The organism is Kouleothrix sp. (assembly GCF_046328425.1).
Classification (GTDB): domain Bacteria; phylum Chloroflexota; class Chloroflexia; order Chloroflexales; family Roseiflexaceae; genus Kouleothrix.
Window position 1 is genome coordinate 162,470 of the sequence record NZ_JAXLWP010000005.1, and the last position, 19,851, is coordinate 182,320.

At 67.6% G+C, this 19,851-nt stretch carries 13 protein-coding genes; 3 read left to right on the forward strand and 10 right to left on the reverse strand.

All coding sequences use genetic code 11. The features are described 5' to 3' along the window. Nucleotides 1-135: 135 nt before the first annotated feature. The 6 genes from U0177_RS05425 to U0177_RS05450 form a co-directional block, all read right to left on the reverse strand. Nucleotides 136-2,145, reverse strand: a complete 2,010-nt coding sequence (locus U0177_RS05425; RefSeq protein ID WP_409569581.1) for a glutamate mutase L — start codon at nucleotides 2,143-2,145, stop codon at nucleotides 136-138. A gap of 36 nt (nucleotides 2,146-2,181) precedes the next feature. Further along, entirely contained in the window at nucleotides 2,182-2,820 is a 639-nt protein-coding gene (locus tag U0177_RS05430; RefSeq protein WP_409569582.1) for a hypothetical protein, read from the reverse strand. Next, on the reverse strand, nucleotides 2,817-5,774 hold the full coding sequence (locus tag U0177_RS05435; protein WP_409569583.1) for a hypothetical protein: 2,958 nt from the start codon (nucleotides 5,772-5,774) through the stop codon (nucleotides 2,817-2,819). Before U0177_RS05435 ends, U0177_RS05430 begins: the two co-directional genes overlap by 4 nt. A gap of 12 nt (nucleotides 5,775-5,786) precedes the next feature. Then, on the reverse strand, nucleotides 5,787-6,455 hold the full coding sequence (locus U0177_RS05440) for a hypothetical protein (RefSeq protein ID WP_409569584.1): 669 nt from the start codon (nucleotides 6,453-6,455) through the stop codon (nucleotides 5,787-5,789). 24 nt (nucleotides 6,456-6,479) lie between these two features. Then, the gene (locus U0177_RS05445; protein ID WP_409569585.1) at nucleotides 6,480-7,247 is read right to left on the reverse strand and encodes a DUF6754 domain-containing protein; all 768 of its coding nucleotides are present in this window, start codon (nucleotides 7,245-7,247) and stop codon (nucleotides 6,480-6,482) included. Between the two features lie 81 nt (nucleotides 7,248-7,328). Further along, a complete protein-coding gene (locus U0177_RS05450; RefSeq protein ID WP_409569586.1) occupies nucleotides 7,329-7,574 on the reverse strand; it encodes a hypothetical protein in 246 nt (81 codons plus the stop codon). A gap of 221 nt (nucleotides 7,575-7,795) precedes the next feature. Between U0177_RS05450 and dtd the strand changes: the two genes are divergently transcribed. Next, entirely contained in the window at nucleotides 7,796-8,269 is a 474-nt protein-coding gene (gene dtd, locus U0177_RS05455) for a D-aminoacyl-tRNA deacylase (RefSeq protein WP_409569587.1), read from the forward strand. A 1-nt stretch (nucleotide 8,270) separates the two neighbouring features. Here the strand turns inward: dtd and U0177_RS05460 are convergent, their stop codons facing one another. The 4 genes from U0177_RS05460 to rpsA form a co-directional block, all read right to left on the reverse strand. Then, a complete protein-coding gene (locus U0177_RS05460) occupies nucleotides 8,271-9,305 on the reverse strand; it encodes a PIN/TRAM domain-containing protein (RefSeq protein WP_409569588.1) in 1,035 nt (344 codons plus the stop codon). 92 nt (nucleotides 9,306-9,397) lie between these two features. Further along, entirely contained in the window at nucleotides 9,398-10,834 is a 1,437-nt protein-coding gene (radA, locus tag U0177_RS05465; protein ID WP_409569589.1) for a DNA repair protein RadA, read from the reverse strand. A gap of 207 nt (nucleotides 10,835-11,041) precedes the next feature. Beyond that, a complete protein-coding gene (locus U0177_RS05470) occupies nucleotides 11,042-13,588 on the reverse strand; it encodes an ATP-dependent Clp protease ATP-binding subunit (RefSeq protein ID WP_409569590.1) in 2,547 nt (848 codons plus the stop codon). A 50-nt stretch (nucleotides 13,589-13,638) separates the two neighbouring features. Next, nucleotides 13,639-14,859 carry a 30S ribosomal protein S1 gene (gene rpsA / locus U0177_RS05475; RefSeq protein ID WP_409569591.1) on the reverse strand — a complete coding sequence of 407 codons (1,221 nt, stop codon included), beginning with the start codon at nucleotides 14,857-14,859 and terminating at the stop codon, nucleotides 13,639-13,641. 295 nt (nucleotides 14,860-15,154) lie between these two features. Between rpsA and alaS the strand changes: the two genes are divergently transcribed. Next, the gene (gene alaS, locus U0177_RS05480) at nucleotides 15,155-17,869 is read left to right on the forward strand and encodes an alanine--tRNA ligase (protein ID WP_409569592.1); all 2,715 of its coding nucleotides are present in this window, start codon (nucleotides 15,155-15,157) and stop codon (nucleotides 17,867-17,869) included. A 137-nt stretch (nucleotides 17,870-18,006) separates the two neighbouring features. Next, nucleotides 18,007-19,839 carry a hypothetical protein gene (locus U0177_RS05485; RefSeq protein WP_409569593.1) on the forward strand — a complete coding sequence of 611 codons (1,833 nt, stop codon included), beginning with the start codon at nucleotides 18,007-18,009 and terminating at the stop codon, nucleotides 19,837-19,839. Nucleotides 19,840-19,851: the final 12 nt, after the last annotated feature.

The window sequence follows — 19,851 nt, forward strand, 5'->3', positions numbered from 1 at the left end:
TTGCTGGCGTCGCGGCTGCATTATAGCACGGGCAGGGGGGGGCCGCAACTGCATGGCCCTCGCCCTCTTCGTCTTTCTCCCGCGCTTGGGAGCGGGGGCGAGGGTGTGAGGGCGAAGGACGTTGCACATGCCTTGCTAGCGCTTGCGCCGCAAGAAGCCGCCTTTTTTGGGCTCTTCGATCGATTGGCGCAGCTTGGCCAGGTCGCGCTCGAGCGTGGCGGGCGCCTCGGGCGCGCCGTTGGCAGCGCCGGGCGCCGAGGCGCTTGCGTCGGCAAACGCGATCGTCGGGGTGGCCGGCGAGATGCTCACTGGCGCGTCGGCGATCACCTCGGCGATCGGGTAAGGCAGCGGCCCTTGCTCGGCGCCGACGGCCACCAGCCACTCCCAGAGCAGCTTCTGGCGGCCGGCTGGCTCGTCGGGCAGGCGCAGCGGCCGTCCGCGCGCGTCGATCACCACGCCAAGCGCGCTGCCACTGATCGCGGCCACATCGGAAGCCACCTCTTCGCCCGGCGCGTTCCGCCCGATCCGCACATTGCCGATCGGCCGCAGCATCAGCTGGGCTTTGCGGTTGGGCGCCAGCGCCAGCCGGCCAATCTGGCCGTGCGCCACCGTCACGCGCTGGACGGCGCCACCAACCTCGCGTAGCTCGGCCTCGACGGCCGGCTCGCCCAGGCGGCCGCTGCCCAGCGCCACAACGCACGTCGCCAGCGGCGTGTTGCGCAGCAGGTCGCGCTCGAACAGCGTAAGCGCCGCGTCGGGGTTGCTGGCTGCCAGCGCGCCACACGCCGCCAGCAGCCCGAGCGTATCGAGGTGCAGCTCGATCGCCAGCACGCTTTCGTCGGCGCTGGGCTGCAGCGCGTCGAGGATCGTCAGCGCGGCCAGGCCGGGGTGGGGGGCGTTTGCCAGCACGCCACCGCCGGCCACTACGTAATCGTAGGTGGCGGTGCGCTCGCCCTGGAGCTCGGCCAGCGCCAGCGCCAGCGCCTCGCGCGCCACTGCCTGCTCAATCAGCACGTCGTCGCGCGAGGCCGGGATGGTCTGCGGGCGCAGCATCTTGTTCAGCAGCCAGTGGGTCAGCTCGCGCTCGCTGATCGCGAACGGCAGCCAGCGGGCGATCGCCGCCGCGCCGCGCTCGGCCAGCAGCCCGCCGAGGCCGTAGCCGCTGCCGATCGCGCCAAACACCATCGGCGTATACCGCCCGGCCTCGGCCAGGTAGAGCGCCGTGTTGGCCGAGCCGCAGTCGATCGCCAGCGTGGCGCGGTGGTAGTGCTCGGCCACAAAGCGCGTCATGAGCCCGGCAGCGTCGCTGGCCGAGGCCAACGGAGCGCTGCTGATGCGCCGCAGCGCTGGCGCGCCCGGCACCAGCGGCAGCAGCGCCTCGTTATACAGCTTGGTGAGCATCTGGCGCATCGGCGTCAGCTGCTCGGCGTCGAGCGTGGGCCGCACATTGTCCACCAACTGCAGGTCGGCGCGGCTCGAGAGCGCCTCGATCACTCGCTCGCGGGCGTAGCTGTTGCCGGCGAAAATCACCCGGCGCTTGTTGATATCCTGGCGCGGCTGGCCATCGGAGTCCACGCGCGTGGTCAGCGCCGTCAGCCCGACGATATGCGCCAGGCGCACCAGCGCGTCTTGCGCGCCGTCCTCGAGCCCGCCGGCGATGATCACGACATCGGGGCGCAGGCCCATGAGCGTTTGCACCTGCCGCTCGATCCACGAGTGATCGCCGTCAGGCGAGGCGCCAGCCGCGTCGTCGAGCGTGATCGTCTGGAGCAGCGTGGTGTAGGTCGGCCGGCTGGCGCGGGTTGCGCTGCGCGCCGACATCTCGCTCGCCACCGCGGCGACGACCACGCTCATGGGCGGGCTGGCGCTGGTGAGCGCTACCACCGAGTTCACGCCGTCGCGCTCGTTGGTCTGCGGCATCAGCAGGCTGCCGTCGTGCATCAGCTGGCGGCCGGTCGTTTCGCTCAGCTGGCTGGCGGCCTCGAGGATGCCAATCACCGCGTTCTCGAACGGCGGCTCGGTGGTGCTTGGCACGCTGGCCTGGCCGATCAGCCGCATCTCGCCGTCGACGAGATCGACAAGCGTAACGCGGGTTGTGACGTTGCCAATTTCGGCAACCAGCAGAGCGCCGGGTTTGTGTGGCATAGTTGTCGTGCAATTCGCGCGCCGCAGCGCGCCGGTTCATCCGATTAGGCCGAAGTAGCGCAGCACAAAAACGAGCCGCTCGATCAGCGCGCTCAGGTAGCTTTGCACTGCGCTGGCGAAGAAAAAGCCGAACGCGATCATCAGCAGCCAGTGCCCCAGCGCGGTGATCAGCGCCATGGTTCGGGCGCGCGCGCCCTCTTGCGGGCTGGTGTAGTAGAAGGCCGCCAGTGTGATCACGGTGCCGAGTGCCAGCACCACCACCCCGGCGAGCTGCGCGGGGTCGTTCGAGATCGGCCGGTTGGCGGTGTCGAAGATCTGCGGGAGCAGCGTTCCAATGATCGCGCCGCCGACCGCGAGGGCCGCGCCGACGCCAAACACCAGCGCCAGCGGGATGTTCGCCAGCCACGAGAATTCCTGGCGCCGGCTGATGCGCGGCAGCAGCAGCAGGCCAAGCGCCAGCGGGATGCCGTAGATCGTCGCCTGGCTCTGGCCGTTGCCGAGCCCGCGAACCGCAGGTACCAGCACCTGGTGGTATGCCACCACGAATGCCAGGCCCAGCGATACTCCGACGAACAGATACTGGGCGATCCGGAACAGCGGGTTATCGCCGGCGATCCGGCTCAGCACCATGAGCGTCAGCACGATCGCGACGGTATTGATGATCGCTGGCGTCACGATCGGTTCCTCCCGCGCGTTACCGCGCTGTAGATGCCCACGGCGGCCATGCCGATCAGCAGCAGCGCCACGTAGAGTAGCTGGCCGAGGCGCTGCTGGCTGGCCGCGACGGCGATCTGCGCCGCCGGCTGGCCGCTGGCGCCGCGCAGCTGCTGGTACGCCAGCGCGCCCTGCGTGCCGGCGAGGTGCAGTACATTCGGCTGGCTCAGGTACGGCTGCACGATCGGCGCGGTTTCGGCCGGCAGCACAAAAGCGAACGGCACGTAGCCGCCATTGGCGCGTAGCGCGCTCGGGTGCGCCTGCTCCATCCAGCTTTGCACATCGGCCGGGTCGTCGCCGAGCACCAGCACCATCGAGAAATCGCCCAGTGTCTTCAGGCGCAGCTGCCGGTCGGGCGTAGTGGCGAGCAGGCTGCCCGTGGCGTCGTTGCCCTGAAAATCCGAGCGCAGCGCGGCCGGGAAATCCTGCGCCAGCGAGCGCAGCGCCAGCTCGGCGCCAGGCTTGTAGCCCAGCAACAGGTAATCTTCGCCGCGCGGCTGGTAGCCGGCCGCCTCCAGGCGGTCGCGCAGATCGAACAGCAGCAGCGAGCCCTGCGAGTCGGTGCTGATCAGCACCAGCTTGACATGATGGTCGATCAGGTGGCCAAGCACGGCCTGCTCGAGCGGCCGCAGCTCACCGCCGCGGCGCACATCCCACTCGTAGCCCACCAGCACGATATCGTTCGGGCCGAGCGCGTCGATCTGCTTGAACAGGTCGGCCGCGCCGGGTGCGCTTACCGGCACGTCGGTGCCGAGTAGGCCGGGCGGCGCCAGCAGCAGCGCGGCGAGTAGCGCGAGGAACAGGCTCAGGTACAGCAGCCGTTCGATCCCGAAGCGCTGCCAGAACCGTGGCGCGGCGGGCTCGGCGGCCGGCACTGGCGTAGGAAACGGCGTAGCCGCCAGCTGCTCGAGCAAGGCCAGCGCTTCGATCTGCGCCGGGCTTCGGGTTGGCAGCGCCGGCGGGGCCAGCTTGAAGCTTGCCGCGGCGCCGGCCGCCTCGAGCTCTTCTTCATCATGCGCGCCAAGTCGCGTCAGCCAGTCGAGCGCGCGCGCGTCGGTTGCGGTGATCTCATCTTTGGCCGGCTCGGTCTCGGCCGGGCGCAGCCAGGCCGGCAGCTCGACGCCTCCCACTAGCTCATCTGCTGCGGGTGCCGGCGCGGCGGGCTGGGTGCCTGGCGCGGGGCTTGCCGGCGTGGTATCGGCACCTGGCGCGATCGTCGCGCCGCGCAGCCAGTTTGGCAGGTTGGAATCGCCAGGGGTGCCTGCGGTAGGAAGCGGCGCGCCTGTCTCATCGCGCTGCCAGGGCGGTAGCTCGTCGGCCTCGTTTGGCTTGGCCTCGGCCGGGCGCAGCCACGCTGGCACGCTGTCGTCAGGCATGGCCGGCTGGAGCAGTGCAGGCGCGGTGTCTGGCTCAGCGGGAGCTGCCGTGTTGATATCGCGCAGCCACATCGGGATGTCGTCAGTATCTTCAGCTGGCGGCGTAGGCTCGGCCGGCGCGGCCGTATCGAGCAGCCACGCTGGCGTCTCGGCGGCGGGCGCGCTGCCGGCGTTGGGCGTGTCGCGCAGCCATTCAGGCAGTTCGTCGGCGGCTGGTGTTACCGGTGGAGCGAGCGGCGGCACTGGAGCTGGCGTCGGCGGCAGCGTCGGCATATTTGGCGCTTCAGTATCGCGCAGCCACTCGGGCAGCTCGTCCGATGGCGGCGGGCTTGCGCTCAGCCAGCCGGGCAACGCTGTGTCGCCGCTAGGCGATGCGGCGAGTGGCGGTGTTTCGGCAGCGGGTGGTTGGCCAAGCTGGGCGCCTGGTGGCGTCGCGTCGTCCGCGCGCTCTTGGAGCCATAGAGGCACGTCGGCCGTGTCGTCGGCGGGCCTCGGCGGCGCACTCAGCCACGCCGGGGTATTTTCCGCCGATGTGTCGATGTCGCGCGCAAGCCACGACGGTGGGGCGGCTGGCTTGGTCTGCTCGTCGGCGGTTTCCAACTCATCGAATGAGAACGGCGCCAGCGTGGCGTTGTCGTCGGTTTCACTTGGCCCATCGCTCAGCCAGCTGGGCAGACCGAGTGCGTCCAGCGGTGCGGCAGGCTGTTCGGGCGCGGGCGGCTCGGTCGCGGCAGGCGGCTCGGGTGCAGCTTCGCTCAGCCAGCTTGGCAGGGCTGGTTGCTCAGGCACGGTCGCGGCAGGCGGCTCGGGTGCAGCTTCGCTCAGCCAGCTTGGTAGGGCTGGTTGCTCAGGCTCAGGCGGCACGGGCGCGGCAGGCGGCTCAGGCGAAGCTTCACTTAACCAGCTCGGTAATGCGGCAGGCTGTTCGGAGGTGGCGGGCGGTTCCGGTGCAGCAGGCGACTCGGGCGCAGCTTCGCTCAGCCAGCTCGGTAGGGCCGCAGGCTGTTCGCGCGAAGCGGGCGGTTCCGGTGCAGCAGGCGGCTCGGGCGCAGCGGCAGGGGTCTCGATGGATATACCATCGGAAAGGCTGCGCAGCCAGTCGGGCACCTCCGGCTCGGGCAGATCGGCGGGGGCGGCAGTTTCGTCTGCGCCCAGCCAGCCAGGCATCTGGCCCGACTCGGCAGCTGGCGTGGCGGCCTCGGTGTCGCGCAGCCACTCGGGCAGCGCGGCATCGGCGGGTGGCGTAGCGGGTGCCTCGGGCTTGGCAATATCGCGCAGCCCCTCGGGCAAAGGCGCGGCAGCATCGGCTGGCGCGGCTTCGCGCAGCCATTCGGGCAGCGCGGGCTGCGGCGGGGCAGGTTGGGCCGGCGCGTCGTCGCTCAGGTCGCGCAGCCACTCGGGCAGCGCGGGCTGCGCGGCATCCGGCTTCGGCGCGCGCGGTGTATTCGCTGGTTGCGTGCTGCGCGGCTCGGGCGGCAGCGGCACATCGCGCAGCCAGGGCGGCAGGTTCTTGTTGTCGTCTGGTCGATCGCTGCTCACCAACGCGCTCCCTTAGCGGTCAAGATACGGCTGGTCGAAGCCCAGGAGCACCCGCACGCCCGCTACAACTGCGCCAAGCGCGGCGCCAATCAGTAGGCCGCGCGCGCCCGCCAGCGCGACATAATCAGAAACCCAGCGCACGCTCTCGCCCAGCACTGGGAGCTGCTGCAGCTGTGGTAGCGCGTTCAGCGCCAGCACCAGCGCGGCGATGATCACAATCACCAGCGCGTCGGCGGTGCGGCGGCGCAGCGCGCGCAGCGCAGCGCTCAGGCTGAAAAACGCCAGCAGCGCCAGGAACGCCGCCCCAAGCGGCTCGTACACGGCGTGGAACACATCGCGGATCGGCTGCTCGACCAGGCTGCTCGGGAACAGCGTGTAGCCTCCCGTCGTCGGCCCAATGATCGTGCCGTTGATGATCACCAGCAGCATCGCCAGCAGCAGCACCAGGCTGTAGCCCCAGTCGGCCTGGCGGCGCAGCACGCGGCGCAGGTGCCCGCCCACCACGCTCAGCAGGCCGACGATCAGCGCCAGTACGGCCAGCAGCGCGGCCCACTCGATCAGCAGCCGCGCCACCACGTCGATCGTCGGCGTGGCGCCGGCGAAGTCGATCAAGACGATTAAGCCGGCGGCGCCGGCGATAATCGTGGGTATGAATCGCTTAAGGTCGCGTAGAAACGACACGTTCGCCTCACCGAGCAGCGCGGGCTACAACGAGATCGGCAGGCCGCTTGCCGCCAGCAGTGCCAGCACCACTATCGCCACAATAATCACCGTGCGCAGGGTATCGATCGTCAGCAGACGCGCCTGGGGCGCGGCCGCGTGTGCCAGGTACGCCTCGGCGGCGTAGATCTCTTCGCCGATCAGCGTTGCCTCGCTGCTGAGATACATCAGCGGCAGCCCGGTGGTGGTGGTGGCGCCGCTCACCTGTGGCGCGCCCTGCTGGGCGCCGCTCTCGGTCGCCAGCAAAATTTCCTGGCCAAAGCTGCCGATCATCTGGCTAGCCTCGAGCTTCTGGCGGCCGTAGAGCGTCGCCACGCCCGATGCGTAGGCCATTGGATCCTGGTGCGCCAACAGCTGGACGCTGGCAGGGTCGTAATCCTGTCCGAGGCCGGCGCGCTGATACGCCTGGCGTAGCGCGCCGCGTAGCGCCAGGTGTGCCACGGCGTCGCCGCTGCTGGTGAGCAGCGGGGCGCCATTCCGCGCGGCCTCGCTCGCGACGCGCTCGGCCGCCAGCAGCCCAGCCGTCGTTTCGAGCGTGCTGGCGCGTGCGCCAATCGCGCCGCTGCCCGGCGAAAGATGAATGGCCCGGCCGGTTTCAGCCCCGCGCGCCAGCGCCTGGCTGATCGGGTCGAGCGCCTTCAGTGGCCGGCGGCTGATTGGCCGCTTTCCGGCAATGGCGCGCGCGTGATTCAGCAGGGTGAGAATAATGACAAGCAGTACGATGATCAGCAAGAGCACTGTTTGTTGTGGCACAATCACCGTCGAACTCCGCTACAATTCTTTACAGCGGCGGGCCAGTCATGGCTTGAAGTCTAAACCAAAAGAGATCGTTTGTCAACAGTCGCACTGCTCTACCAGGCTCTGGAGCGTGCTCCAGCCTTGCTCGTCGCTGAGCGCTGCTACGTAGTCGTGCCAGCGCCCGGCCGGCACCAGCGGGTGTACGAACTGCGCCGCCTGCCCGGCCAGAAAGCCGAGTGGGGCGATGACGTCGAGCGCGATCCGCGCGGGCGCCACGAGCCGGCGGCGCGCCAAGGCGGCAGCAAGGCGTTGTAATATCAGCGTGCGCTGCTCGTTGTTCATTGGTATCTCTCCGCTGCCGATCTATAATATCCTTAGGGCTTACGCAGCTGGCGCCTTCAGCCTCCGGAAAAGCGGTACTATGCTCCGTATCGTGTGCGATTTTGCCGTGCTCCGTGCGGAAAAACCGCGCTGCCCAGGCGCGATCTCGTACCGTGAGGAAGCTGAATCACGCAAGTGCGTAACTTCTAATCCTATTCGTCTGTCCGATCAAAAGGTATGGCATGCGAGCAGTGGTACAGCGCGTTAGCGCGGCTTCGGTCACCGTCGATGGCGTGGTCGTGGGGCAGATTGCGCGTGGGTTGCTGATTCTTCTTGGCGTTGGCCAGGGCGATACCCGCGCCGAAGCGGTGCTGCTGGCCGAGAAGATTGCCAATTTGCGGATCTTCGCCGACGATGCCGGGCGCTTCAACCGCTCGGCGCTCGACATAGGCGGCGCGGCGCTGGTTGTGTCGCAGTTTACCCTCTACGCCGACACGCGGCGCGGCCGGCGGCCCAGCTTCACCGACGCGGCCCTGCCCGACGTGGCCGCGCCGCTAGTCGAGGCGTTCGCCGCCGAGCTGCGCGCGCGCGGGCTGGCGGTGGAGCAGGGCGTGTTCGGCGCGCACATGGACGTGATGCTGCACAACGATGGGCCGGTGACGATCATGCTCGATAGCGCGGCGTTCAAGGAGCCGCGCTCGGGGCGCGCGCCCTGAGCTACGATTTGCCATTGCTGAGGTGCGCGAACACGATTCGCCCAGTCTGTGTCTGGTGAACGCGCGTCACCGTGGCAGTCACCTCCTGGCCGATCAGCCGGCGCGCATCTTCCACCACGATCATCGTGCCGTCGTCGAGGAACGAGATGCCCTGCTCGCGCTCGCGGCCGATGTCGCGGATCAGCACCCGCAGCTCTTGGCCCGAAACGACCGGCGGGCGCACCGCGTCGGAAAGCTGGTTCAGGCTCAGCACCTTCACGCCCTGCAGCCCGGCTACGCGCCCGAGGTTGTGGTCGTTGGTGATGATCGGGCAGCGATACTGCCGCGCCATGATCACCAGCTTGTCGTCGACCTGCTGGGCGCCGGTGATCTCGACTTCAGCGATCTCGATCGGCGGGCTGGCTTCTTTCTGCATGGTGTTCAGGATGTCGAGGCCGCGGCGCCCTTTTGCGCGGCGCAGCTCGTCGGCCGAGTCGGCCAGTGTCTGCAGCTCGTTCAGCACGAAGTTCGGCACGATCAGCGGCCCGTCGATGAACCCGGTCTTGCCGACCTGGGCGATCCGCCCGTCGATGATCGCCGAGGTGTCGAGCAGGTAGCGGTTGGCGGGCGGGATGCCCTCGAGCAGCTGCTGGGGCAGCACCAGCGGCGCGCGCGTGCTGCGCAGCAGCGCGCCCAGCTCTTTTTTGCGCGCCGAGAAGATCGTCGCGCCCAGGTAGGCCAGCGCCAGCGCCGCCGCCAGCGGCAAAAACTGGCCAAACGGCCGCGGCAGCTGCGCCAGCGGCACCGCCAGCAGCAGCGCCAGCAGCAGCCCAATCAGCGCGCCGAAAATAATCGCCGTCAGCTCGGCGATCGAGATGCTCTTGATATAGCGGATTCCGCGCTGCGCTGGCTCGATCGTCCAGCGATGGGTCGTGAGCAGCCCTAGCCCCGCGCCGGCCAGCGTCAGCAGCTGGGTGGCCAGCAGCTCGTTTTCAGTCGGTTGTGCGCTCGAAAGCGCCTGCCCAACGCTGTGGCCGATATAGGCCAGCAAGCTCATACCCAGTATTCGCGCCAGGAAGTTGAGGCTAACTCTCATAGCTGCCCAGACGAACAACGAACAATCCAAGCCCCACGCTCGTCGGCTTGCGCCTATTCATCATCTTCGGCGCGCGCGCGCCGCGCCGCGTGGTCGTCGGCCTTTGGCGAGCCGTCGCCACGCTCCAGCGCCAGCTCCACGGCCTCGGCTACCGAGCGCACCTCGGCTAGGTTCATGCCATCGACTTTCGGCACGGCGCTGGTGCGCGGGTACACCGATCGGCCAAAGCCGAGCTTGGCGGCCTCGCCCAGCCGCCGCTCAAGCTGGCTGGTGCTGCGCAGCTCGCCCGACAGGCCGATCTCGCCGACCAGCACCAGGTCGTTGCGCACGCGCATGTTCCGGTACGATGAGGCGATCGCCACCGCTACTGCTAAGTCGGCGGCCGGCTCGGTGATCCGCAGGCCGCCGACAATATTCACGTAGATGTCTTGGTTGAACAGCGGCAGCCCCACGCGCTTGCTCAGCACCGCCACCAGCATCAGCAGGCGGTTCATGTCGAAGCCGTTCGAGGTGCGGCGCGGCTGCGCGCTGTTGGTATTTGCGGTCAGCGCCTGCACTTCTACCAGCAGCGGGCGCGTGCCTTCCATGGTCACCGCTACGGCCGAGCCGGGCGTGTTGGCGCTGCGCTCGGCCAGGAAGACCTGCGAGGGGTTGCTGACCTCGCGCAGCCCGCCTTCGGTCATTTCGAACACGCCAACCTCGTCGGTCGAGCCGAAGCGGTTTTTCACGCCGCGCAGCAGCCGGTACTGGTGGAAGCGCTCGCCTTCCAGGTATAGCACCACGTCGACAATATGCTCAAGCACACGTGGCCCGGCGATCGCGCCTTCTTTGGTAACGTGGCCCACCAGAAACATCGGGATACCGGTGTCTTTCGCCAGCCGCAGCAGCCGCAGCGCGCCCTCGCGCACTTGGCTGACGCTGCCGGCCGCTGAGGTTAGCTCTTCGAGGTACACCGTCTGGATCGAGTCGACGACCACGAGCTGCGGGCGAGTGTTGGCGATCTGCTCAAGGATCGCGTCGAGGCTGGTTTCCGAGTATACCAGCATGCGCTCGGGGTCGAGGCCCATGCGCGAGGCGCGCAGCTTGATCTGCTGGATCGACTCCTCGGCCGAGATATACAGCGCCGTCCCCAGCCGGTCGGCAAAGTCGGCGGCGGCCTGGCTGAGCAGCGTGGTTTTGCCAATGCCGGGGTCGCCGCCGATCAGCACCACCGAGCCGGGCACCAGGCCGCCGCCTAGCACCCGCCCGAACTCGTCGCCAAGCAGCGGCAGCCGCGCGAACCCACCGGTTGGCACCTCGCGCAGTGGCACCGGCTGGTTCATGCCGCCCGCGCCGATCGGCCCGCGCCCGCGCGCCCCCGCGCCAGGCTCTTTGCGCTCGACTTGCTCCACCAGGCTGTCCCAGGTGCCGCAGTCGGGGCATTTGCCCATCCAGCGCGTCTGCTGCGAGCCGCACTGCTGGCAGATATAGACTGTACGTGTTTTCGCCAAAAGCTACGGTCTCCGCCGCGCCAGTGCTACGGGCTCTTGCGCGGCACGTAGCGCCTGCCTCGCGATAATAGCGCGCGCTCTGCGCTGTACTTTACGACAATTATAACACGCAGGCCATGCCCGAATGGCTGATCTCGCTCGGCGCACGCAAAAGGGCCGCGAGCAAATGCTCGCGGCCCCGATGCTTGCAGGCTTGGTGGGTCGTTTTTAGGCGATCGCGCCCTCTTCCTCTTCGATCTCGGCCTTCACCTCGCGCGCCGGCCGCAGCCGCAGGTACGTCTCGCCGCTCTCAAGCGTGGCCGTATCGATCACCACCGTATCGCCGGCCTGGAAGCGCCCTTCGAGCACGCCCTCCGACAGCGGATCCTCGATCAGGTTGGTGATGATCCGGCGCAGCGGCCTCGCGCCGAAGGCCGGATCGTAGCCGCGCTTGGCCAGCAGGTCGATGCCGTCCGGTCGCACCTCGAGCGTTAGGCTGTGCTCTTTCAGCTGCTCCTGCACGCGCTTCAGCATCAGCGAGGTGATCTGGTGGATCTCCTCGTTTGTGAGCGCGTGGAAGATGATCGTTGCGTCGATGCGGTTGAGGAACTCGGGCCGGAACAGCTGCTTCAACGCATCGTCGACCTTCTTGCGCACGTCGTCGGTGTCGAGCTCGCTGCCGGTCGAGAAGGCCGAGAAGCCGATCCGCGAGGCCCGGCGAATGTGCTCGGTGCCGACGTTCGAGGTCATGATGATGATTGTGTTGCGGAAGTCGACCCTGCGGCCCTTGCCGTCGGTGAGCTGGCCATCCTCCAGCACCTGCAGCAGCAGGTTGAAGGCGTCGGGGTGGGCCTTCTCGATCTCGTCGAACAGCACCACGCTGTAGGGCTTGCGGCGCACCGCGTCGGTGAGCTGCCCGCCCTCGCCGTAGCCGACATAGCCCGGAGGCGAGCCGACCAGCCGCGAGGTGGTGTGGCGCTCCTGGAACTCCGACATGTCGATCTTGATCAGGTGATCTTCCGAGCCGAACATGAACTCGGCCAGCGTTTTGGCCAGCTCGGTCTTGCCGACGCCAGTAGGCCCAAGGAAGATAAACGAGCCGATCGGCCGCTTCGGGTCTTTCAGGCCGGCTCGCGCGCGCCGCACCGCCTTGGCGATCGTGACGATCGCCTCTTGCTGGCCGACGACGCGGTTGTGCAGGAAGTCTTCCATCTGCAACAGGCGCGTGGTCTCGTCGCCCTGCAGGCGCTTCACCGGGATGCCCGTCCACATGCCGATCACCTCGGCGATATCCTCCTCGGTGACGTACGGCCGCTCCGAGGCCTGCGCGTCGCTGTTGATGCCCATGTCGCTCTCGATCTTGGCGATCCGGGCGAGCATGCGATCTTCTTTTTCGCGCAGGTCGGTGGCTAGGTCGTGTTGGGCATCTTCAAGCGCGGCCTCGCGCTCTTTGCGGATGGCCTCCAGCCCGCGCAGCGCATCGCGCAGCGATGGCGGCGTGGCCGAGCGGGTCATGCGCACGCGCGCGGCGGCCTCGTCGATCAGGTCGATCGCTTTGTCCGGCAGGAAGCGATCGGGCACGTAGCGCGCCGAGAGGTGCGCGGCGGCCTTGATCGCATCGTCGGAGATCTGCAGCTGGTGGAAGTCTTCGTAGCGGCTCTTGATGCCGCGCAGGATCTCGATCGTCTCGTCCTCGGTCGGCTGGTCGACCATCACCGGCTGGAAGCGGCGCTCGAGCGCCGCGTCGCGCTCGATGTACTTGCGGTACTCATCGAGCGTTGTGGCGCCGATCGTCTGCAGCTCGCCGCGCGAGAGCGCCGGCTTGAGGATGTTCGCCGCGTCGAGCGTGCCCTCGGCGCCGCCCGCGCCAATGATCGTGTGGAACTCGTCGATGAACAGGATGCAGCGCGTTTCTTTGATCTCGTCGACCACGCGCTTCAGCCGCTCTTCGAACTGGCCGCGATACTTGGTGCCAGCCACCAGCGCGCCCATGTCGAGCGTCACCACGCGCTTGCCCTTGATGCTGTCGGGCACATCGCCCGAGACGATCCGCTGCGCCAGCCCCTCGACAATTGCCGTCTTGCCGACGCCAGGCTCGCCGATCAGCGCCGGGTTATTCTTGGTGCGGCGCGAGAGGATCTGGATCACGCGCTCGATCTCGTGCTGGCGGCCCACCACCGGGTCGAGCCGGCCGGCCTCGGCCATCTCGGTAAGGTCGGCGCCCAGCGCGTCGAGGTATGGTGTCTTGCTCTGGCGCTGCGACTGCGCCGCCGGCGGTGTCGAGGCCGGGGCGCCGCCGGCCGACGAGCGCTCCATCCCGGCGCCGGTGCCCTGGCGCAGCACGCGCATCACCTGGGTGCGCACCTGCTCGAGCGAGACGCCCATGATATCGAGCACGCCGGTGGCCACGCCCTCGCCGTTGCGCACCAGGCCGAGCAGCAGGTGCTCGGTGCCGATGTAGTGATGGTTCAGGCGCTTGGCCTCGTCGACGGCGTAGGCGATCACCTTTTTGGCGCGCGCCGTCAGGTCCTGGCCCTCGCGCGTCGGGCCTTCGCCCATGCCCACGATGAACTCGACGGCGTGGCGCGCCTGCGACAGCTTCACGCCCAGGTCGTCGAGCACGCGTGCGGCGACGCCCTCGCCCTCTTTGATCAGGCCAAGCAGGATGTGCTCGGTGCCAATATATGGATGGTTGAACGCGCGCGCCTCTTCGGTGGCAATTTGCAGCACCTGTTTGGCGCGTTTGGTGAATTTATCAAACGCCCGTTCGGACATAGTTGTTCTCCACTAGATCTAGTTCCTCTCCCCCCAGATGCCGCGTCGCGCTACTCCGGCTCGTTGCCGGCTGCTGCGGCCGAGTCACCGCTATCGCCGGGCTGGCGCATGCTCAGGCCCATGCGCTTGCGCGCCGAGTCGATACGAATAATGCGCGCCTTTACCACGTCGCCCTCCTGAACGACATCGCGCGGATGCTGAATCCGCCCGTCGCCCATCTCGGAAACGTGAACCAGGCCCTCGACGCCGTCTTCGATCCGCGCGAACGCGCCGAACGACGCCAGCTGGGTGATCGTTCCCTCTACGATCTGGCCAAGCTGGTAGCGCTCGTTCACCGTCGACCACGGCTCGCTCTGCGTTCGCTTGATCGACAGTGCAATGCGCTTGCGGTCGTGGTCGACACTCAAGATGTAGACCCTGACCTTGTCGCCGGGTTTGAGCACCTCGCTGGGGTGCTTCACGCGGCTCCACGATAGCTCGGAAAGGTGTACCAGCCCGTCGGCGCCGCCAATGTCGACAAAGGCGCCGAAATCGGCGATCGAGGTCACGACGCCAGTGCGAACGTCGCCCTCTTTCAGCGCGGTGAGCAGCTCGTCTTTGCGGCCCTCGCGTACTTCTTGTACGGCTTGGCGCTCGGAAAGGATGAGACGGTTGCGGTTGCGGTTGATCTCGATGACCTTCAGCGGCATAGAGCTGCCCACCATCTTGGCCATATCCGATTGCTTCTGCGTCTCGGGGCCGCGACTGATGCCGCTGACCTGCGACGACGGCACAAACCCGCGCACGCCGTCGAGATTCACCAGCAGGCCGCCCTTGTTGTAGTTGATCACCTTTGCCTCGATCACCTCGTTGTTCTCGAAGCTCTGCTGCAGCCGCCGCCAGCTCTTCTCTTGGCGGGCCTTGTCGACTGAAAGAACCGCGCGCCCTTCTTTATCTTCGGTCTGAACGACAAAGACTAGTAGCTCGTCGCCAGGGCGCAGAGCCCCCCGATCCTCCGCCGCCAGCGACTGCATTTCGCGCGCTGGCACCACCCCTTCAGCTTTCGAACCAATGTCGACCAGGATCTCGTCTCTGTCAACGCGCATGATCACGCCGTCGACGGTGTCGCCATACTGAAGATTGCGATAATCGTGCGCGGGGTTGAGGAGGAACTGCTCCATCAAGGCGCGGTCTTCCGCTTCTTCAGCAGACAGATCGTGGGGCGTTCCGTTGGCGTGGCTTGATCCGAGATCGACCTGCTCGTCGGCTGTAGCTCTTTCTTGCTCTTCCATGCGCCTTCCCTAATAGACGGGCTGGATGCGTAGCTACCCGGTAGCATGGGCTCATTATACGGCCTCCCATACCAAAACGCAAGGGTTTTCGTTTGGTAAGGCATCTCGTAGCGGTAGAGCCGCGATCGGCCTGCTGCCGCGCCGGCGAGCATAGCCATAGTTGACGGTTTACGGCCCGATGCCGTACAATGCCGGTAGTTCGTCGCGCTGGTTGGTGCGTTTTTGCCCAACTGTATGCGCACCATGGGCCGGCGCGCGCGGCGCGACCGGCAGCTGTTTTCCAAAGGTGTTGTATATGAAATCTATGCCGAGCGCGGAGATCCGCGCGCGATATCTCCGGTTCTTCGAGGCGCGCGGCCACACGATCGTGCCTAGCTCGTCGCTCATCCCCGGCAACGACCCGACGCTGCTGTTTGCGAATTCGGGCATGGTTCAGTTCAAAGATACGTTTTTGGGCCTTGAGCAGCGCCCGTATAGCCGCGCCGTGACTGCGCAGAAGTGCATGCGCGTGTCGGGCAAGCACAACGATCTCGAGGAGGTCGGCCCGTCGCCGCGCCACCAGACGTTCTTCGAGATGCTTGGCAACTTTTCGTTTGGCGATTACTTCAAGCGCGAGGCGATCACTATGGCCTGGGATCTGCTTACCAAGGAGTTCGCGCTGCCAGTCGAGCGGCTGTGGTTCACGGTGTTCGCCGGCAACGATCGCATCCCGCCCGATACCGAGGCCGAGCGCTACTGGATCGAGGCCGGCGCCGACCCGAGCCGCGTGCTGCGCTTCGGCGAAAAAGATAACTTCTGGATCATGGGCGACACCGGCCCGTGCGGCCCGTGCTCGGAGATCACCGTGTACCTCGGCGACGACCTGGGCAAGATGAGCGCGGCTGGCGTGAACAGCGACGACCCCGACTATGTCGAGATCTGGAACAATGTGTTCATGCAGTTCGACCGCGCCAGCATGCAGCCGCTGCCGCGCCCTTCCGTCGATACCGGCATGGGCCTCGAGCGCATGTCGACGGTGCTGCAGGGCGTTAAGTCTAACTACGACACCGACGTGTTTCTGCCGATCATCGAGCGCACAATTGCGCTGCTTGGCAGCGACGAGGCGCACTACCGCGCGCACTTCGCGCCCTACCGCGCCGTGGCCGACCACAGCCGCGCGGTGGCATTTTTGATCGCCGACGGCGTGCTGCCAGGCAACACCGGCCGCTCGTATGTGCTGCGCCGCATCCTGCGCCGCGCGGCCTATCAGGGGCGCACGGTTGGCTTCGAGAAGCCGTTCCTGGCCGATGTGATCGCGACTGTGATCGACCAGATGGGCGCGGCCTACCCCGAGCTGCGCCAGCGCCGCGAGTTTATTCTCGAGACCACCGACGCCGAAGAGCGCCAGTTCCTGCGCACACTCGCGGGCGGCATTCACCGCCTCGGCGCGGTGATCGGCCAGGTGCGCGCCAGCGGCAGCGGCGTTATTCCCGGCGAAGAGGCGTTTACGCTCAAGGACACCTACGGCTTCCCGCTTGACCTGACGCAGCGCATTGCCGCCGAGCAGGGCCTCGCGGTCGACGAGCCGGCCTACGAGCGCGCGATGACCGAGCAGCGCGCGCGCAGCCGCGCCGCGACGCAGTTCAAGCGCGGCGCCGAGGCCGAGGTCTGGGCCGATGCCGATGTGCCGCCGACCGAGTTCACCGGCTACGAGCACTTCGCCGGCGCCGCGCGGGTGCTGGCGCTGGTGGCCGGCGGCGACTCGATCAGCGCCGCCAGCGCCGGCCAGGCCGTACAGCTAGTGCTCGATCGCACGCCGTTCTACGCCGAGAGCGGCGGCCAGGTGGGCGACAGCGGGGCGCTGATTGGGCCAAACGGTCGCGTGCGCGTCTCCGACACGCAGCGGCCCATTCCGGGCGTGATCGTGCACTACGGCACCGTCGAGGACGGCACGATCGCGCTGCACGACACAGTTGAGGTGCGCGTCGACGCCGAGCGCCGCCGCAGCATTATGCGCAACCACACCGCAACGCACCTGCTGCACCGCGCGCTGCGCGATGTGCTGGGCGGCCACGCGGCCCAGGCTGGCTCGCTGGTGGCGCCCGAGCGGCTGCGCTTCGACTTTACGCATAATCGCCAGGTGACGCCCGAGCAGCAGCGCGAGATCGAGCGGCGGATCAATGCCTGGGTGCGCGCCGACACGCCGGTGGAGTGGGAGGTGACCGACTACCAGCGCGCGATCGACCGCGGCGCGATGGCGCTGTTCGGCGAGAAGTACGGCGACCGCGTGCGCATGGTCACGGTCGGCTGCCTCGATGGGGAGATACTGGAAGATTCTACCATCCCCGATCCCCGATCCTCCGGCCTCATGTGCTCGCGCGAGCTGTGCGGCGGCACGCACGTGGCACGAACCGGCGAGATCGGCTTTTTCCGGATCGTGGCCGAGAGCAGCGTCGCCGGCGGCGTTCGGCGGATCGAGGCGCTCACCGGCGCAGGCGCCGAGCAGTGGGCCGACGCGCAGGCTGCGACACTGCGCGACCTGGCGGCCCGGCTAGGCGTGCCGCCCGCCCAAGCGCTCGACAAGCTCGACGCACTGCTGAACGACCTGAGGCAGCAAGGGCACGACCTCGACAAGCTGCGCGCGCAGTCGGCGCGCGGCGCGCTCGAAGGCCTGCTTGGCCAGGTGCAGCGCCACGATGGCGTACCGTTCGTGGCCGCGCGCGTTGAGGCGCCCGACCCGGCGCGCCTGCGCGAGCAGGGCGACTGGCTGCGCGACAAGATCGGCAGTGGCGTGGTGGTGCTGGGCGCGCTGATTGGCGAAAAGCCGCAGATCCTGGCGGTGGTGACGCCCGACCTTGTCAAGCGCGGGCTGCACGCCGGGAATATTGTGAAGGCGCTGGCTCAGATCATGGGCGGCGGCGGCGGTGGCCGGCCGGATATGGCCCAGGCCGGCGGCCGCGACGCCGCGAAGCTCGACGAGGCGCTGGCTCAGGTGGCCCGCCTGGTGGCCGAGCAGGGCGCAAAAAGCTGAGAAGCTGTTTGAAAAGGGCGGGACACTCACCCTTTTAACACAGGCTCAGAAAGCCACACGCCACGAACCAAACAAGAGCGTGGTGAGCGCCGCCAGCGTTGTTGGTTCATGGCTGCATATACCCGAGGAGTATCGCGATGGCCGCTGTAGAATCAGCGCTGGTGCCGCTCGAAACCAGCGACACCGTCGATAGCGTGCTGGCGAAGATCCGCGCCACGCGCTCGAAAAGCGTGCAGCTGCTTGTTCCGCCTGATACGGCGGCCCTGCAGGCGCCTCGTGGCTTCGAGCGCCTGCGCCGCGCGCTCGAGGCCGATGGCGTTGCTGTGCTGGTGTTCAGCGCCGACGAGCAGGTGATCGCCGCAGCCCGGCGCAACCAGATAGAAAGCATTGCCATCGATAGTAGCCGGAGCCCGCGCCCACCCCTGCCGCCGCCCGAGCGCGCCACCCGGACGCTGCCCGAAACCCGGCTCGACCCGCGCGACGCCGCGTTTATCGACGCGCTCGACCAGGTGCCGGCGCGCGATCGCTATGCCGATACGCCCGACGCCGACCTGTACGCCGCGATCGACGATTACGCCGATGAAGGCGCCAGCGACGGGCCGCCTGGCCAGCGCTACGACCCCGCTCGCGCGGGCTACACCGCCGAGCGCACCACAGCGCGCGCAAGCGGCGCGCGGCGCGCGGCCGCGCGCGATTACGCCGACGACCAGGAGTATGCCGCGCCGGCCCGCCGCAGCCCGCTGCTGGCCTTGGCGCCGATTGCCCTGCTGCTGCTGGTGGCCGCGCTGGCAGTGGCGTGGTTTCTGGCGAACCGAACCGGCGTGACGGTGTCGCCGCCGGCCTCGGCCGCTGGCGATCGCCCGTTCCAGGGCGAGATCATCCCGCTCGACCCCAGCGGCAATGGCGGCGGCACGGCGGTGCAGGCCGCTCCGGTGACAGCCGACGCCGAGGCCAGCGCCAGCGGCTCGGTGCAGAACGAGACGCTCTCGCCATCGGGCACGGCCAAGGGCGAGGTTACCATTCGCAATGTTATTGAAAGCGCGGTGCCTTTGCCCAAAGGTTCCGAGTTTATCGCCAAAAACGCCAAGGGCGAGGAAGTGCGCTTCACGATCGACAATGACGTGACCGTGCCCGGCGCGGTGACGAGCACCAGCCTCGCGGGGCGCAGCACAACCTACGGCCAGGTCAATGTCGCTATCACCGCGCGCGCGCCGGGCAGCGCCTCAAATGTCGGCGAGAATACGATCGCAACCTTGCTTATTCCTGGCCAGCAGCCAATCGTGAGCCAGAGCAGCAATTTTATTTTTACCAATGGCCCGATCGGTGGCGGCAGCGAGGCGCCCCAGCGGATCGTGACCGAGCAGGACGTGCAGGCCGTGCTCGGCCAGGCGCTTACCGCGCTGTACAATACCGGCGTTCAGCAGCTGCGCAGCAAGATCGACGAGAGTAAATTCGGCATCGACGCGACCACGATCGCGCCTTCGTCGACCGAGCTGGCCGATCCGCAGAGCTACGACCCGCTGGTTGTCGAGCCGGCAATTGGCCAGCCGGTAGCCGACCCCAATAATCCTGTATTCAAGGTCACAGTGCGGGCGCGCTTCAAGGGCCTTGCGACGCCGCGCGACGCCTCGGTAACAAAGCAGCTCGAAACGGTTGCGCCTGCGTATTTCGCGCAGCAGTCGGATCGCGCCTGCAAAGCTGGCGAACAGCAGGGTACGCGCGTCGACGGCATCCACTGGGATGGCGAGAAGCTGACGATCGACGGCGCGATTAGCTGTGGCTCGGCGAGCGGCCTTTCGGTTGAGACGCTGGCGAAGGTGCGCGGGGCGCTGCGCGGGCAGCCGCGCGAGGCAGCCGAGGCGGGGCTGCGTACACTGCAGCAGCAGGGCCTGATTGGCGAATATCAGCTTCCCGACAAGGCCAGCTTCCCGCGCTTCGATTTCTTGATCGACGTGAAGACTGCGCCGTAGCGGAACGAGCAG

Excerpts from the sequence above, each read along its gene's own strand:
- alaS (WP_409569592.1), top strand. The coding sequence starts at position 15,155 with ATGAAATCTATGCCGAGCGCGGAGATCCGCGCGCGATATCTCCGGTTC.
- U0177_RS05460 (WP_409569588.1), bottom strand. The coding sequence starts at position 9,305 with ATGAGCTTGCTGGCCTATATCGGCCACAGCGTTGGGCAGGCGCTTTCG.
- rpsA (WP_409569591.1), bottom strand. The coding sequence starts at position 14,859 with ATGGAAGAGCAAGAAAGAGCTACAGCCGACGAGCAGGTCGATCTCGGA.
- U0177_RS05450 (WP_409569586.1), bottom strand. The coding sequence starts at position 7,574 with ATGAACAACGAGCAGCGCACGCTGATATTACAACGCCTTGCTGCCGCC.
- U0177_RS05470 (WP_409569590.1), bottom strand. The coding sequence starts at position 13,588 with ATGTCCGAACGGGCGTTTGATAAATTCACCAAACGCGCCAAACAGGTG.
- U0177_RS05425 (WP_409569581.1), bottom strand. The coding sequence starts at position 2,145 with ATGCCACACAAACCCGGCGCTCTGCTGGTTGCCGAAATTGGCAACGTC.
- dtd (WP_409569587.1), top strand. The coding sequence starts at position 7,796 with ATGCGAGCAGTGGTACAGCGCGTTAGCGCGGCTTCGGTCACCGTCGAT.
- U0177_RS05485 (WP_409569593.1), top strand. The coding sequence starts at position 18,007 with ATGGCCGCTGTAGAATCAGCGCTGGTGCCGCTCGAAACCAGCGACACC.